This is a genomic window from Celeribacter sp., from assembly GCF_048270365.1.
Classification (GTDB): domain Bacteria; phylum Pseudomonadota; class Alphaproteobacteria; order Rhodobacterales; family Rhodobacteraceae; genus Celeribacter.
Window position 1 is genome coordinate 166,123 of record NZ_JBLWTA010000007.1, and the last position, 14,609, is coordinate 180,731.

At 60.3% G+C, this 14,609-nt stretch carries 14 protein-coding genes; 10 read left to right on the forward strand and 4 right to left on the reverse strand.

All coding sequences use genetic code 11. From position 1 onward, the window contains the following. Positions 1-23: 23 nt before the first annotated feature. Positions 24-968, forward strand: coding sequence for a hydroxymethylbilane synthase (hemC, locus tag ACN0X0_RS11595; protein WP_417279276.1), 945 nt, complete (start codon positions 24-26; stop codon positions 966-968). A 3-nt stretch (positions 969-971) separates the two neighbouring features. Here the strand turns inward: hemC and ACN0X0_RS11600 are convergent, their stop codons facing one another. Next, positions 972-2,366: an FAD-binding oxidoreductase gene (locus tag ACN0X0_RS11600; RefSeq protein ID WP_417279277.1), complete on the reverse strand. Its 1,395-nt coding sequence runs from the start codon at positions 2,364-2,366 to the stop codon at positions 972-974. A 124-nt stretch (positions 2,367-2,490) separates the two neighbouring features. Continuing rightward, positions 2,491-3,846, reverse strand: a complete 1,356-nt coding sequence (gene hemN / locus ACN0X0_RS11605) for an oxygen-independent coproporphyrinogen III oxidase (protein ID WP_417279278.1) — start codon at positions 3,844-3,846, stop codon at positions 2,491-2,493. Positions 3,847-3,912: 66 nt separating this feature from the next. Between hemN and fnrL the strand changes: the two genes are divergently transcribed. Beyond that, positions 3,913-4,653, forward strand: coding sequence for a transcriptional regulator FnrL (fnrL, locus tag ACN0X0_RS11610; protein WP_417279279.1), 741 nt, complete (start codon positions 3,913-3,915; stop codon positions 4,651-4,653). Between the two features lie 70 nt (positions 4,654-4,723). Here the strand turns inward: fnrL and ACN0X0_RS11615 are convergent, their stop codons facing one another. After that, positions 4,724-5,563 carry a universal stress protein gene (locus tag ACN0X0_RS11615; RefSeq protein WP_417279280.1) on the reverse strand — a complete coding sequence of 280 codons (840 nt, stop codon included), beginning with the start codon at positions 5,561-5,563 and terminating at the stop codon, positions 4,724-4,726. A gap of 378 nt (positions 5,564-5,941) precedes the next feature. Between ACN0X0_RS11615 and ccoN the strand changes: the two genes are divergently transcribed. From ccoN to ccoS, 8 genes are all read left to right on the forward strand, one after another. Continuing rightward, a complete protein-coding gene (ccoN, locus tag ACN0X0_RS11620; protein ID WP_226554654.1) occupies positions 5,942-7,537 on the forward strand; it encodes a cytochrome-c oxidase, cbb3-type subunit I in 1,596 nt (531 codons plus the stop codon). Between the two features lie 15 nt (positions 7,538-7,552). Further along, on the forward strand, positions 7,553-8,278 hold the full coding sequence (gene ccoO / locus ACN0X0_RS11625) for a cytochrome-c oxidase, cbb3-type subunit II (RefSeq protein WP_417261193.1): 726 nt from the start codon (positions 7,553-7,555) through the stop codon (positions 8,276-8,278). Between the two features lie 12 nt (positions 8,279-8,290). Further along, positions 8,291-8,470: a cbb3-type cytochrome oxidase subunit 3 gene (locus tag ACN0X0_RS11630; RefSeq protein WP_219785056.1), complete on the forward strand. Its 180-nt coding sequence runs from the start codon at positions 8,291-8,293 to the stop codon at positions 8,468-8,470. Next, entirely contained in the window at positions 8,467-9,348 is an 882-nt protein-coding gene (gene ccoP, locus ACN0X0_RS11635) for a cytochrome-c oxidase, cbb3-type subunit III (RefSeq protein WP_417279281.1), read from the forward strand. The genes ACN0X0_RS11630 and ccoP overlap by 4 nt, the downstream gene beginning before the upstream one ends. Before the next feature lie 294 nt (positions 9,349-9,642). Next, positions 9,643-11,088 (forward strand): cytochrome c oxidase accessory protein CcoG, encoded by a 1,446-nt coding sequence (gene ccoG, locus ACN0X0_RS11640; protein WP_417279282.1) that lies wholly within the window; start codon positions 9,643-9,645, stop codon positions 11,086-11,088. Between the two features lie 2 nt (positions 11,089-11,090). Continuing rightward, positions 11,091-11,564, forward strand: a complete 474-nt coding sequence (locus tag ACN0X0_RS11645; protein ID WP_226554659.1) for a FixH family protein — start codon at positions 11,091-11,093, stop codon at positions 11,562-11,564. Positions 11,565-11,579: 15 nt separating this feature from the next. Continuing rightward, on the forward strand, positions 11,580-13,757 hold the full coding sequence (locus tag ACN0X0_RS11650) for a heavy metal translocating P-type ATPase (protein WP_417279283.1): 2,178 nt from the start codon (positions 11,580-11,582) through the stop codon (positions 13,755-13,757). Continuing rightward, positions 13,754-13,912, forward strand: coding sequence for a cbb3-type cytochrome oxidase assembly protein CcoS (gene ccoS / locus ACN0X0_RS11655; RefSeq protein WP_167602613.1), 159 nt, complete (start codon positions 13,754-13,756; stop codon positions 13,910-13,912). The genes ACN0X0_RS11650 and ccoS overlap by 4 nt, the downstream gene beginning before the upstream one ends. Before the next feature lie 6 nt (positions 13,913-13,918). On the opposite strand, the gene ACN0X0_RS11660 is transcribed toward ccoS, so the two are convergent. Continuing rightward, complete coding sequence (locus tag ACN0X0_RS11660) at positions 13,919-14,602, reverse strand: arylesterase (protein ID WP_417279284.1); 684 nt, start codon at positions 14,600-14,602, stop codon at positions 13,919-13,921. Positions 14,603-14,609: the final 7 nt, after the last annotated feature.

The window sequence follows — 14,609 nt, forward strand, 5'->3', positions numbered from 1 at the left end:
TCCGCCGCAGGTAAGCCTTGGCCATGACATTGACGCTCCCGACCCCCGCTCAACCGCTGAAAATCGGCACCCGTGGCTCCCCGCTTGCGCTGGCGCAGGCCTATGAGACGCGCGCGCTGTTGATGCAGGCTTTCGATCTGCCCGAAGCGGTCTTTGAGATCGTCGCGATCTCCACGCGCGGCGATCGGGTACAGGACCGCGCGCTGCGCGAGTTGGGCGGCAAGGGGCTGTTCTCGAAAGAGATCGAAGACCGGCTGTTGAACGGCGAGGTCGATATTGCGGTGCATTCGACGAAAGACATGTCGGTGGAACAGCCTGAGGGTCTGGTGCTCGGCACGTTTTTGGAGCGCGAAAACCCCTTTGACGCGTTCATCACGCTGGATGGCAAGGCGCTTGCAGATTTGCCGTTGGGCGCGACCGTTGGGTCGTCGTCCCTGCGCCGCAAAGCGCAGCTTTTGAACAAGCGGCCCGATCTCAACGTCGTGGAATTCCGCGGCTCCGTTCAGACCCGTTTGACCAAACTCGAAGAGGGTGTGGCCGATGCGACCTTCCTTGCCATGGCCGGGCTCAACCGCCTGGGCTATGACGACGTGCCGCGTCAGGCGGTCACCGCCGAAGAGATGCTCCCCGCCGTGGCGCAGGGCGCGATTTCAATCGAACATCGCGCGGCTGACAGCCATATCGCCGAGATGCTCGCCGCGCTGCACCATGTGCCGACGGGACAGGCGATGGCTTGTGAACGCGCGTTTCTGGCGAAACTCGACGGCTCTTGTCAGACCCCAATCGCGGGTCTGGCGCAGATCGAAGGCGGCACGCTGCGTCTGCGTGGCGAGATTTTGCGCACCGATGGCTCTGAGAGCCTGATGGATGAAATCTCCGGTCCGGTCGAAAATGGCGCGGCGATGGGTGTTGAACTTGCGACAAAGCTTTTGGAACGTGCGGGCGCCGGGTTCTTTGACTGGAAATAACGCTTAGGGCAGCGTTTTTCCGGGGTTCAAAATCCCTTTCGGGTCAAACGCCGCCTTGACCGCACGCATCATCTCCAAAGCCACCGGGTCCTTGCGCCGCCGCATCGACGGCAGTTTCGACAGCCCGATGCCGTGTTCGGCGGAAAAACTGCCGCGCATGTCTTTCACGATGTCCTCCACCGCTTCCATCAGCGGATCGGCAAGATCATCCGTGCTCGGATAGACCGTGTAGTGAATGTTGCCGTCGCCCAGATGGGCCACGACACAGGTGCCAAAGCCGGGATCGAGCGCACGCAGCGTGGTCTCGGCGCGGCTCAGGAAGGTCTCGATCTGATCCAAAGGCACACAGAGGTCGTTGATCACCACGGGCTTGATCGCCACCGAAATTTCCGCCGCCGCCTCGCGAATTTCCCACATCACACGTCGCTGCGCCTCGCTCTGTGCCAGTGCCGCGTCGAGTACGAGGCCCTCTTCGAACATCTCGCCCAGCGTCTCTTCGAGATGCGCGGTGAGCGGCAGTTGGCCAGTCTCGTCGGGGATGCAGTCGCGCGCCATGGTTGAGGCGACTTCCAGAAAAATCGTATGGTCCTGATCATGGCCCAAAGGCGGGGTCAGATCGGCGCGGAAGCGTTTCAAATTCGCCATATAGTCGCGCGGCATATACTCAAACGCCTCGACCATGCCGCCGGTGCGGGTTTGCAAGGTGTTCAACAGATCAAGCGCGGCGGAGAGATCCGGCACGGTGACCATGGCGGAGGCATAGGCCAAGGGCAGGGACGCGAGTTTCACCACGGCGGCGGTGATCACGCCCAAGGTGCCTTCGGAGCCGATGATCAGATCACGCAGATCGTAGCCCGAATTGTCTTTGTGCAGCTCGCTCATGAGATCGAGCACACGCCCGTCCGCCAACACGACCTCAATACCAAGACAGAGGTCGCGGGTGTTGCCGTAGCGCAGCACGTTGGAACCGCCCGCGTTGGTGGCCAAAGTGCCGCCGATCCGTGCGGAGCCTTTCGCGCCAAAGGTCATCGGGTATGTCAGGCCATGCTCGGCGGAGGCCTCGTGCAGGTTCTGAAGGATCACCCCGGCCTCGACCACAGCGAGGCGCGCCTCGGGACGGATCTCGCGGATGGTTTGCATCCGATCGAGGGAAAGGATCAAAGCGCCCTCTGCGGCGGTGGCCCCCGTCAGCCCGGTGTTGCCGCCCATCGGCACCACGGGCGTACCGGTCTCATGGCAAAGGGCCAAAATGGCAGAGACCTCTTCGGTCGTGGCGGGACGCACCACGGCCAGCGGAGCGGTTTCGTATTTCCCGACCCAATCGCGGCCATAGGGCAGGGCGTCCTCGCCCGTGAGCACATGCGGCGTAATGGATTGAAGGCGGGAAAGAATGTCCATGGTCGGTCTCCGGTTGTTGCGCCGGGTGTCCTGTAATTCGCCGGGGAAGGCAAGAGGGGAAGGCAAGGGGCGGACAGCAAAAGACCCGCCATAAGCGGGTCTTTGAAGAGCGATATGAGCGGGGTCAAACCGCCGAGGAATGCTGTGCCTGTGTCATGTCATAGGCATCGAAATGTCGGGCGATCATGCGGGTCAGAGGCCGCGCCTCTTCGCGAATGACGATGCGCTCCGGTGAAATGTCGAGCATCTCGGGGAAGGCCTCTTGCACGCTGGTCGCAAAGGCGTCGAACCCTTCGGCGGAGAGGCCGAAGTTCTGTGCGAGCTCTGCGGATTCGACGCGGAAATCGCACATCAGGGCTTCGATGATGCGGCCACGCAGGTGATCTTCCGGCGAGAACACATGACCCTTCGCGATGGGCAGGTTTCCGGCGCGCACCTCGGCCTGATATTTCGAGGTGGACGGCTGGTTCTGGGCATAGCCATGCGGGTATTTCGCAATCGACGAGGCGCCGACGCCCACCATGGTCGGGCATTTGTCGTCGGTGTAGCCCTGGAAATTGCGGCGCAGTTTGCCGGTGCGCTGCGCGACCTCAAGGCCATCGCCCTTCTTGGCGAAATGGTCGATGCCAATTTCGGCGTAATCGTCCCAGACAAAGAGATCGCGAGCGATGTTGAATAGGTCAAGCCGCTCTTCGGGGGTCGGCAGCGCGTCGGTCGGAATCATGTTCTGACGCCGCGCCATCCACGGCACATGGGCATAGCCGAAAAGCGCCACACGGTCGGGGGACAGCGACAGGAGTTTTTGAACACTTTCGGAGATTTTCTCAGGGTTTTGACCGGGCAGGCCATAAAGGATATCGGCGTTCAGAGACCGAATACCCCGCGCGCGCAGCCCGTCGACGGCGGCTTTCGTCGTCTCATAGGACTGAATGCGACCGATGGTTTCCTGAATCTGCGGATCGAAATCCTGCACCCCGATGGAGGCGCGGTTCATCCCCGCTTCGGCCAGCGCATCGAGACGGGCGTCGTCGATTTCGTTCGGGTCCACTTCGACGGAGAATTCATAGTCCCGGGCGAAAGGCGCCACATCGCGGATGGCGGCGGAAAGGTCCGCAATCATCTCGGCTTCGAGCAAAGTCGGCGTGCCGCCACCCCAATGCAGGTGGCCGATTTCGATGCCTTTGGGAAGCTGCGCCTTGATCAGGGCCAGTTCCGCCTTGAGCGTCTCGACATAGGTGGCCACCGGGCCTGCGGTGCTTGTGCCCTGCGTCCGGCAGGCGCAGAACCAGCAGAGGCGCCGACAGAAAGGCACATGCACGTAGAGCGAGATTGGCTGTGCAGAATTCAGGGAATTCAGCCAGCCTTGCACATCCTCCGCAGAGGTTGTGTTGCCAAAATGCGGCGCTGTCGGATAGCTCGTGTACCGAGGCACACGGGCATCGAAGAGGCCAAGCTTGCGGAGTTGCGTGTGTTTGTTCATAGGGATACGCTCTAGTGAATCATAGATTTGGTGCATTGACCCAGATCAAGAATTGCGAGCGCACTGATGAGCGATATGACATTTGACCATAAGGAATGCGGTTCTTGCCCGATCCGCCACCGGGCCGTTTGTGCGCGGTGCGAAACGGATGAGCTCGAGGAACTGGATGCGATCAAATATTATCGCTCCTATGAGGCGGGGCAGCCGATTGTCTGGTCCGGGGACCGTATGGATTTCGTGGCCTCTGTCGTGACTGGCGTGGCGTCCCTGAGCCAAGCGATGGAAGACGGGCGAACCCAGATGGTGGGTCTTTTGCTGCCGTCGGATTTCCTTGGACGTCCTGGGCGCGATGCGGCGCCTTATGATGTGGTCGCGGTGTCCAATCTGACGCTGTGCTGTTTTCGGCGCAAACCCTTTGAGCAGATGATGCTGCGCACGCCGCATGTCAGCCAGCGCCTGTTGGAAATGACGCTCGACGAATTGGATGCGGCGCGGGAGTGGATGTTGATTCTCGGGCGCAAGACGGCGCGGGAAAAGATTGCCTCTCTGCTGGCCATCATCGCGCGGCGCGAAGCGTCTCTCGAGCTGACCACCGCCGGCGACGGCATGAATTTCGAACTGCCGCTCACGCGAGAGGCTATGGCGGATTATCTCGGGCTGACGCTGGAAACCGTGTCGCGCCAGATGTCTGCGTTGAAACGCGATGGGGTGATCACGCTTGAGGGCAAGCGCAAGGTGGTGATTCCCGATTTCGATCGGCTTCAGATCGAGACCGGCGATGACACCGACGGCGGCCTGATGATCTGAAATCAGGTCGACAGAAAGGCATGAAAAAACGCGCCCTGAGGCGCGTTTTTCTTTTTCTATCAATGAGATGTCAGTGTGACATCAGCACCGGAAGCTCGGCAAGCTCAAGCATATGCCGGGTTGCGCCACCCAAGATGGATTCGCGGAACCGCGAGTGACCGTAGGCCCCCATCACCAGCATGTCGGCGTCCTTGTCGGTCAGTTGACGCATTAAGACGTCGGAGACGCGGGGCATGGTTTTGGCCAGAACGGAAACCTCGGCACGTACACCGTGACGCACGAGCATCTGGCACAGGGTGCCACCCGGATCGGAGCGGTCGGGCCCGTGTTGCGGCGGATCGATGATGGTGATGTCCACCAGATCGGCCTTTTGCAGGATCGGCAGAGCGGAGCGCACGGCGCCCAGAGCCTCGGCGCTTTCGTTCCAAGCCACGACCACGCGGTCGATGCTGGCGGGGACGTTCACGCCATCGGGAACGACGAGCACGGGCACATGGCCGGAGAACAGCGCGGCTTCGAGAATCTCTTCGTGTTCATGTCCGCGACCGGCGCCATAGGGGCGGGGCAGGACGACCACGTCGGAGAAGCGCAGGAAATGCGCGAGCTGCGGGGTCAGACCGGCCATCTGGGCCGTCACCGGGTTGGTGACCCAGGGGATTTCCTCGGCCTTGAGGTAGGCGTTGACCTCTTCCTCGATTTTTTTGCTGTCGGCCTGCGCCTGTTGCAGGTTGTCCTGCAAAGCCATGGCGTTGGTGCCAGCGTAATAAAATCCCGGCTGTGTCCGGTCGAGGCCGAGGCAAATCACGTCGAGGTGCCCCTCTTCGCGTCGGGCCAGAGCCACCGCTGCGTCAAGCGCATGACGGTCGGCGTCCATATTGCAGATGATGGTTGTGATGGTCTTGAAGGGCATGTCCGCCTCCATTCGCGTATCTATCGTTTCTGAACAGATCATGAGTCCATTCAGTGAGTATCGCATTGATTGAGATCAACAAAAATACCCCTCTTTACGGTTTGTGCACGTGAGGGTTGCATTTTGTCTTTGTGAAATCGCTGAGAAGGGGCAGAATTGTCCTGCGAACAGGACTGCGGACAGACCTGCGACGGATCATCGCGGTTCAAAAGAGAGAGACTGGGAATTTAACGCAGAAAAATCCTAAATGTGAGTGTTTTGACTCAGATCAAGGCTGGTCACAGAGATGTGAGACAAACCGCTCACTGTCGGCACCCGTGGGTCGAACGCGGGACGACTATGCCCAAAGAACAGGGCGAATGAACGAAGGGACGCAACATGTGGAACTATATCAAGCTGGCAGTGCTGGGGATCGCCGTGATTCTCTTCGGCCTTGCCGCCAACTACGGGCGTGATTTTGCATATCAAGTGCATGCGCTCATCTTTATGGCCGCAGCAGCCATCACCTTTATCTACACCCTGCGCACGACGGGTGACGTCAAACCGGCTCCGACCGGCTATCTTGACGGCGTTGTGCGCGCCGGTGTCATCGCCACCGCCGGCTGGGGCGTTGTGGGCTTCCTCGCGGGGACGTTCATTGCCTTCCAGCTTGCTTTCCCGCAGTTGAACTTCGAGTTCCTGCAAGGATACGGCAACTTCGGGCGTCTGCGCCCGCTGCACACCTCCGCGGTGATTTTCGCCTTTGGCGGCAACGCCTTGATCGCGTCTTCTTTCTACGTGGTGCAGCGCACCTCGGCGGCGCGTCTTTGGGGCGGCGGCCTCGGCTGGTTCGTGTTCTGGGGCTATAACCTTTTCATCGTCCTGGCCGCGACCGGCTATCTGATGGGGGTGACCCAGTCGAAAGAATACGCTGAGCCGGAATGGTACATCGACCTGTGGCTGACCATCGTCTGGGTGGCTTATCTGCTGGCCTTCATGGGCACGATCTTCAAGCGCAAAGAAAAGCACATCTACGTCGCCAACTGGTTCTACCTGTCCTTCATCATCACCATCGCGATGCTGCATATCGTCAACAACCTGGCGATCCCGATCTCCTTCCTGGGCTCGCGCTCGGTCATGGTGATGTCCGGCGTTCAGGACGCGATGACACAGTGGTGGTATGGCCACAACGCTGTGGGCTTCTTCCTGACCGCAGGCTTCCTGGGCATGATGTACTACTTCGTGCCGAAACAAGCCGAACGTCCGGTGTTCTCCTATAAACTGTCGATCATCCACTTTTGGGCGCTGATCTTCCTCTACATCTGGGCCGGTCCGCACCACCTGCACTACACCGCGCTGCCCGACTGGGCGTCGACGCTGGGCATGGTGTTCTCCGTGATCCTCTGGATGCCGTCCTGGGGTGGGATGATCAACGGTCTGATGACGCTGTCTGGCGCATGGGACAAACTGCGCACCGATCCGGTCATTCGTATGATGGTGATTTCCATCGGCTTCTACGGCATGTCGACCTTTGAAGGTCCGATGATGTCGATCCGGGCTGTGAACTCGCTGTCTCACTACACCGACTGGACCATCGGTCACGTGCACTCCGGTGCTCTGGGCTGGAACGGGATGATCACCTTTGGTGCTCTGTACTTCCTCGTGCCGCGTTTGTGGAACCGTGAGCGTCTCTATTCGCTTGGTCTCGTGTCCTGGCACTTCTGGCTCGCCACCATCGGCATCGTGCTCTACGCCGCGTCGATGTGGGTGACCGGTATCATGGAAGGCCTGATGTGGCGCGAAGTCGACAGCCAAGGCTTCCTCGTGAACGCTTTCGCCGACACCGTGTCCGCCAAACATCCGATGTATGTGGTGCGTGCTTTGGGCGGGGTGCTCTACCTCACCGGCTCGATCATCATGTGCTACAACCTCGTCATGACCGTGCGTCGCAGCCCCGTGAAAGCGGTTGAAGCTGCTGCCGTGCCGGCCGAATAAGGGAGGGTTTCGAATATGGCTCTCATTGATAAGCATAAGATCATCGAAACCAACGGAACGCTTCTCATGGTTGGCGCCCTTTTGGTCGTCACCGTGGGCGGGATCGTCGAGATCGCTCCGCTGTTCTACCTGGAAAACACCATCGAGGATGTAGAGGGCGTGCGCCCCTACTCCCCGCTGGAGCTCACCGGTCGGGAAATCTACGTGCGTGAAGGCTGCTATGTCTGTCACTCGCAGATGATCCGCCCGATGCGCGACGAGGTGGAACGTTACGGTCACTACTCGCTGGCAGCGGAATCGAAATACGATCACCCGTTCCAGTGGGGGTCCAAGCGGACCGGACCCGATTTGGCCCGTGTGGGCGGTCGGTATTCGGACGCCTGGCATGTGGATCACCTCACCGATCCGCAATCCGTGGTCCCGGAATCGGTGATGCCCAAATATGGCTTCCTCGCGGATCGTTACATCGATGGCGAATATATCGAGGATCTGTTGTCCGCGCATCGCATCGTGGGTGTGCCTTACACCGACGAGATGATCGAGCTGGCGAAAGAAGACTTTGCAACGCAGGTGGATGTGTGGGCCGACACCGATGGCCTTCTGGAACGCTACCCCGGCGCTGTTGTGTCCAACTTCGACGGTCAAGACGGTATCACGGAAATGGATGCCCTCATCGCCTATATGCAGATGCTCGGTACTCTGGTCGATTTCTCGACCTTTACGCCCGACGCCTCCCGCTAAGGAGTTGATGAGATGGATTATCACATCCTTCGCGAATTTGCCGACAGCTGGGTGCTTTTGGCCATGTTCCTGTTCTTTGTGGGCGTCGTGTTCTGGGCGTTTCGCCCGGGCTCCCGCAAGGAACATCGTGACACGGCCGACATCATCTTCCGGCATGAAGACAAACCCGCCGAAAAGGAGGCGAGGACATGAGCAATAAGAAAGACGTGGAAACCACGGGCCATTCGTGGGACGGGATCGAAGAACTGAACAACCCGCTTCCCCGTTGGTGGCTTTACACCTTCTATCTCTGCATCATCTGGGGCATTGCCTATACCATCGCCATGCCCGCATGGCCGCTGGTCAAAGGCGCCACCACCGGGATGCTCGGCTGGTCGACCCGCGCCGAAGTGGCCGACAAGATCGCCTCTTTCGAGGAGATGAACGCAGCCGTGAACGCAGAGCTTGCAGCCGCCGACATCACCGCGATCGAGGTTGGCTCTGACGTGCACAACTATGGTGTGAACATGGGCGCTGCCGTGTTCCGGGCCAACTGTTCGCAGTGTCACGGCTCGGGGGCTGCTGGCAACACAGGTTACCCGAACCTGCTGGACAACGACTGGCTCTGGGGTGGCACCATCGACGAGGTGGCCTATACCGTTCAGCACGGCGTTCGTAACGAAACCGACGAGGCCCGCTACTCCGAGATGCCGAAATTCGGCGCAGACGAGCTGCTGACCGAAGAGGAAATCGATCAGGCCGTGGCGTTTGCCATGTCCCTGTCTGATCCCGAAGGCGACGGCACCAACCTCGTGGGTGGCACCTATGATCTCGATCTCGCGGCCGCTGGTGCGGAAGTGTTCGAAGTCAACTGTGCTTCTTGTCATGGCGAAGACGGCACGGGTGACATCTACCAAGGTGCACCGAACCTGACCGACGCCATCTGGCTCTACGGTGGTGATCACGACACGGTTTACGAGACGGTCTACTACGCCCGTTTCGGCGTGATGCCGGCCTGGGGCCAGCGTCTGTCGCAAGCCGAAGTGAACGCAGCCGCGCTCTACGTCCACCAGTTGGGCGGCGGCCAATAACACTCGAATCCGGGCGGCGACGCTCGGGTTGCGGCACCGGCCCTTGATCCTGTTCGCGCGTTTCTTCGGGGTCGGTGTCCACAAATTTTGAAAGCCGCGGCACGCCAGCGCCGCGGCTTTTTCTATCGATGTTCTCTTCGCATCGGGAGGTGTGAGGCAGGATGTCGCAGGAAAAAGGCGTGTTTTTGATGCATCTTTGCCCGAGGGTCACAAAAGTTTGATTCACATCAAGGCTCTGTAAACCCTCGCCCGCAATAAGGTGAAAACGCGAACAGTGTAAAAAGGCAACGCTCCATGAGCTCTACCGACACCCCCCCCGAAGAAAAACTTTACGCCTCCCGCGAGCCGGTTTTCCCGCGCCGTGTCAAAGGCAAGTTTCGGAATCTCAAATGGATCATCATGGCGATCACGCTGGGGATTTATTACCTCTCGCCGTGGATCCGGTGGAACCGTGGGCCTGAGCTGCCGGATCAGGCGATCCTGATCGACATGGCCAATCGTCGCTTTTTCTTCTTCTGGATCGAGATTTGGCCGCATGAATTCTATTTCATCGCGGGTCTTTTGATCATGGCGGGGCTTGGCCTGTTCCTGTTTACCTCCGCCGCCGGGCGTGTCTGGTGTGGCTATGCCTGCCCGCAAACCGTCTGGACGGACCTGTTCATTCTGGTCGAGCGCTGGATCGAAGGCGACCGCAACGCGCGTCTGCGTCTGCATCGTCAAAAGAAATGGGATTTCCGCAAAGTCCGCTTGCGGGCGCTCAAATACCTCTCGTGGGTTCTGATCGGTCTGGCGACCGGCGGGGCCTGGGTGTTCTATTTCACTGATGCGCCGACGCTTTTGATCGATCTGGTGACCGGGCATGCGCATCCTGTGGCCTATCTGACCATGGCGATCCTGACCGCGACGACCGTGTTCTTTGGCGCCATCGCGCGGGAGCAAATCTGTATCTACGCCTGTCCTTGGCCGCGTATTCAGGCCGCGATGATGGATGAAGACACGCTGGTCGTCGGCTACCGTCACTGGCGGGGTGAACCGCGCGGCAAACACCGCAAGGGCGCAGGCGCGGAGAACCTTGGCGATTGTATCGACTGTATGGCCTGTGTGAACGTTTGCCCGATGGGCATCGACATTCGCGATGGGCAACAGCTTGAGTGCATCACCTGCGCGCTTTGCATCGACGCCTGCGACGAAATGATGGATAAGATCGGCAAGCCGCGTGGCCTGATCGACTATATGGCGCTGACCGACGAGCCGCGTGAGATCGCGGGGGAAGAGCCGAAGCCCGTCTGGAAACACATCTTCCGCCCGCGCACCATTCTCTACACGGTGCTCTGGTCCGCAGTGGGCTTTGCTTTGTTATTTGCTTTGTTCATCCGCTCCGACATCGACATGACCGTGGCACCGGTGCGCAACCCGACCTACGTCCTGCAATCCGATGGCGCGATCCGCAACATTTACGACCTGCGTCTGCGCAACAAGCATGGCGAAACCCGTGAGTTCCGTGTTAGCGTCACGGGCGACGATACTCTGACGGTGACGTTGCAGGATTCCGATACGGACGCGGGCGATACGATCCCCGTGAACGCCGACGAAATGCGGATCGTGCGCGCCTATGTCGAAGCCCCCGCAGGCTCCGAGGCGGCGACGTCCGACCGCACAGAGTTCACTTTCTGGGTCGAAGACGGCGAGTCCAACGAACGCGTCTCCGTCTCTTCGGTGTTCAATGGGCGAGGGCAATAAACATGGCACGCGAAATCACTGGAAAAGAGATTACCGGTAAACACGTCCTCATCATCACGGTGTCGGCCTTTGCCATCATCATCGGTGTCAACATCTTCATGGCCGTTCAGGCCGTGAAGACCTTCCCTGGCCTCGAGACCGCCAACTCCTACGGCGTCTCTCAGACCTTCAATCGTGACAAAGAAGCTCAGGAAGCTCTGGGCTGGACCGTCGAGGCGGTGGACGATCAGGAAAACCTTTTTGTCTATATTCGCGATGCGGAGGGCAACCCCGTCGAGGTCGCCGAGATCAGCGGCACACTAGGGCGCGCGACCACTGTGGTGGATGACCAAGACCCGGAGTTCGTGTTCAACGGCGAGGCCTATGTGGCCGAAACCGGCAAGCTCGCTGAAGGCAACTGGAACTACCGCATGGTCGCCAAGGCGGTGGACGGCACGCATTTCACCCAACGCATTGTCATTCATGTGAAGCGCTGAGCGCGGGAGACCAACATGTCTGAGGTCCAAATCTCGGCCTGTCCGGCCTGTGTTGCGGCCCCCGCCGCCGAAGAGGCGGCGCATGCGCGTGATGTGCGTGACACGCGCTTTGTCCTGTCTCTGCCCGCGATCTACTGCGCGGCCTGTATCTCGGGCGTCGAACGCGAGTTGATGAAACAACCCGGCGTGCGCGCAGCAAGGGTCAACCTGACGCTGAAACGCGCGCAGATCGAAGCCGACGAAGACGTCTCTGTCGACACGCTGATCGGTGCGCTGACCCGCGCAGGTTACGAGGCCTATGAGCTGGACGCGGGCGCGATCTCTGCGACTGAAACGGACAAGAAAGGCCGCGCCATCCTGACCCGCATCGCGGTCTCAGGGTTCGCGATGATGAACGTGATGCTCCTGTCCGTTGCGGTTTGGTCCGGCGCCTCCGATGTCACGCGTGACATGTTCCACTGGATTTCCGCCGCCATCGCCTTGCCCGCGATCGCCTATGCCGCGCAGCCGTTTTTCGGCTCTGCCTGGACCGCGCTCAAGGCCAAGCGCCTCAATATGGATGTGCCGATCTCGCTCGCCATTCTTCTGGCCGGTGGCATGTCTTTGTTCGAGACGATGGAATCCGGGCGTCACGCTTATTTCGATGCGGCTTTGTCGCTGACCTTCTTCCTGCTGGCCGGGCGCTATCTCGATTACCGCACCCGCTCCGTGGCGCGCTCCGCCGCCGAAGAACTGGCCGCCCTCGAAGTGCCCCGCGCCACTTTGGCCGACGGCACCGTGGTGTCGATCACCGAACTGGCGAAAGGGGCTTTGGTGCGCGTCGTGCCCGGCGCGCGGGTGCCTGTGGATGGCATCGTCGTCGAAGGCGCCTCCGAGTTGGACCGCTCTTTGCTGACGGGCGAAAGCCTGCCGGTTGAGGCGGGTGTGGATACCATCGTTTCGGCAGGCGAGGTCAATCTGACCGGCCCACTGGTGGTCAAGGTCACCGCCGCAGGCGAGGACAGTTCGCTGCATCGCATGGCCGATCTCGTCGCCATGGCGGAAACCTCGCGCAACAAATACACCTCTCTGGCCGACCGTGCGGCGCAGATTTACGCGCCCGTCGTGCATCTTTTGGCGCTGTTTGCCTTTGTCGGCTGGATGATCGGCACGGGTGATGTACGTCATTCGTTGAACATCGCGGTCGCGGTTCTGATCATCACGTGTCCCTGTGCCTTGGGTCTCGCTGTACCTGCTGTGACTACAGCTGCCTCCGGGCATCTGTTCCGCGCAGGGATGTTGATCAAATCCGCCACCGCGCTCGAGCGTCTGGCCGAGGTCGACACCGTGGTTTTCGACAAGACCGGTACTCTGACCGAGGGCAAGCCGGAGCTGTCGAACCTCCGCGAAATCTCGCCGCATGCGCGCGGTGTGGCGATGGCCTTGGCTGCGGGGTCTGCGCATCCTTTGTCCGCCGCGCTTTATGATGCCACACGTGCCGCCGACGTGACCCCGGCCAATGTGACCAATATCGTTGAGGTGCCGGGGCAGGGTGTCGAGGGCAAATTGAACGGCGAAACTGTGCGCCTTGGCCGCGCCACTTGGCTCGGCGCGGACGCCCTGTCGCAAACCGCCACCTATCTCAAGATCGGTGAGGACGCGCCTGTTGCTTTCGCCTTTGTCGATCACCTGCGCGACGGTGCCGCTGAGGCGGTCGCCGCGCTGAAACGTCAGGGCAAGGATGTGGTCCTGCTCTCCGGCGATGCGCCCGCCGCCGTGGCCGACATTGCCCGGCGGATCGGGATCGAAGCCTGGGATGCAGAATGCCTGCCGGAGACCAAAGCCCTGCGCGTGGGTGAATTGACCCGCTCCGGGCGCAAGGTCCTGATGGTGGGCGACGGCCTCAACGACACCGCAGCACTGGCCGCAGCCCATGTGTCGATTTCCCCGGCCTCTGCTTTGGAGGCGACGCGGGTCGTGTCTGACATGGTGCTTTTGGGCAAAACGCTCGCGCCCTTGGGCGAGGCCACGCAGGTCGCCGTCTCCGCCACCAAGCGGATCAAGGAAAACTTCAATATCGCGACGCTTTACAACCTGATCGCTGTGCCGATTGCCTTGGCGGGGTTCGCCACGCCTTTGGCGGCCGCCTTGGCCATGTCGTTCAGCTCGATCACCGTGTCGCTCAATGCTTTGCGCCTCCGAGGTAAATCATGAACGTGCTCGTCTATCTCATCCCGATCTCGATCTTTCTCGGTGGGCTTGGGCTTGCGGGGTTCTTCTGGTCGATCCGTTCGCGGCAATATGACGACCCGGACGGGGATGCGAACCGCATCCTCACCGGCGACTACGACGATCACCCAAAGCCCTGAGTAAATTCACTTTCGCGCCAGATCGGCAAGTTCGGCAACCGTCGGCCCCATCGCTTCGACAATGACCGACACGCCGGTTGCATTCGGGTGAATGCCATCGGGCTGCATATGGGTGTCGAGCATCTGTTCCCAAGGTGCCAAATCGGTGAGCGGTTTCAGGAAACCTTCGAAATAGAGCGTGCCGAACTCTTCGGCCAGTTCCGGGTAGATCGCATCGAATTGCGCTTTGTATTCGGCGCCATAATTGCCAGGGGCCTGCATGCCGACCAGCAGAACAGGAATGTCATTTGCCTCTGCCGCCTCCATAATGCCGGTCAAATTGGCCCGCGACAGCTCGGGCGACAGCCCGCGCAACAGATCATTGCTGCCAAGCGCCACGATCATGCCGTCGATATCCGGCGTCAGCGTCCAATCGACTCGGCTCAGCCCGCCTGCCGTCGTGTCGCCAGACACACCCGCATTGACGATGGTCGCTTCCGCCTCATGGGCATCGAGCCAGCGTTGCAATTGCGCGGTGAACCCGTCCTGCTGGATAAGCCCGTAGCCCTGCGTCAGACTATCCCCAAGGGCCACGATGCGTACTGGCTCTGAGGCGGCCATCGCGGGCAGGGTTATCAAGACAATCTTGACCAAGATGAGAGAGAGACGGTTGCCGAGGCTGCGGGCCGCCCCATATGTGACAAAGATCAATAAGATA

Coding starts and splice junctions, on each gene's coding strand:
- ACN0X0_RS11645 (WP_226554659.1), top strand. CDS start 11,091: ATGGCACGCGAAATCACTGGAAAAGAGATTACCGGTAAACACGTCCTC.
- ACN0X0_RS11615 (WP_417279280.1), bottom strand. CDS start 5,563: ATGCCCTTCAAGACCATCACAACCATCATCTGCAATATGGACGCCGAC.
- ccoO (WP_417261193.1), top strand. CDS start 7,553: ATGGCTCTCATTGATAAGCATAAGATCATCGAAACCAACGGAACGCTT.
- ACN0X0_RS11630 (WP_219785056.1), top strand. CDS start 8,291: ATGGATTATCACATCCTTCGCGAATTTGCCGACAGCTGGGTGCTTTTG.
- ACN0X0_RS11650 (WP_417279283.1), top strand. CDS start 11,580: ATGTCTGAGGTCCAAATCTCGGCCTGTCCGGCCTGTGTTGCGGCCCCC.
- hemC (WP_417279276.1), top strand. CDS start 24: ATGACATTGACGCTCCCGACCCCCGCTCAACCGCTGAAAATCGGCACC.
- ACN0X0_RS11600 (WP_417279277.1), bottom strand. CDS start 2,366: ATGGACATTCTTTCCCGCCTTCAATCCATTACGCCGCATGTGCTCACG.
- ccoS (WP_167602613.1), top strand. CDS start 13,754: ATGAACGTGCTCGTCTATCTCATCCCGATCTCGATCTTTCTCGGTGGG.
- fnrL (WP_417279279.1), top strand. CDS start 3,913: ATGAGCGATATGACATTTGACCATAAGGAATGCGGTTCTTGCCCGATC.
- ccoG (WP_417279282.1), top strand. CDS start 9,643: ATGAGCTCTACCGACACCCCCCCCGAAGAAAAACTTTACGCCTCCCGC.
- hemN (WP_417279278.1), bottom strand. CDS start 3,846: ATGAACAAACACACGCAACTCCGCAAGCTTGGCCTCTTCGATGCCCGT.
- ccoN (WP_226554654.1), top strand. CDS start 5,942: ATGTGGAACTATATCAAGCTGGCAGTGCTGGGGATCGCCGTGATTCTC.
- ccoP (WP_417279281.1), top strand. CDS start 8,467: ATGAGCAATAAGAAAGACGTGGAAACCACGGGCCATTCGTGGGACGGG.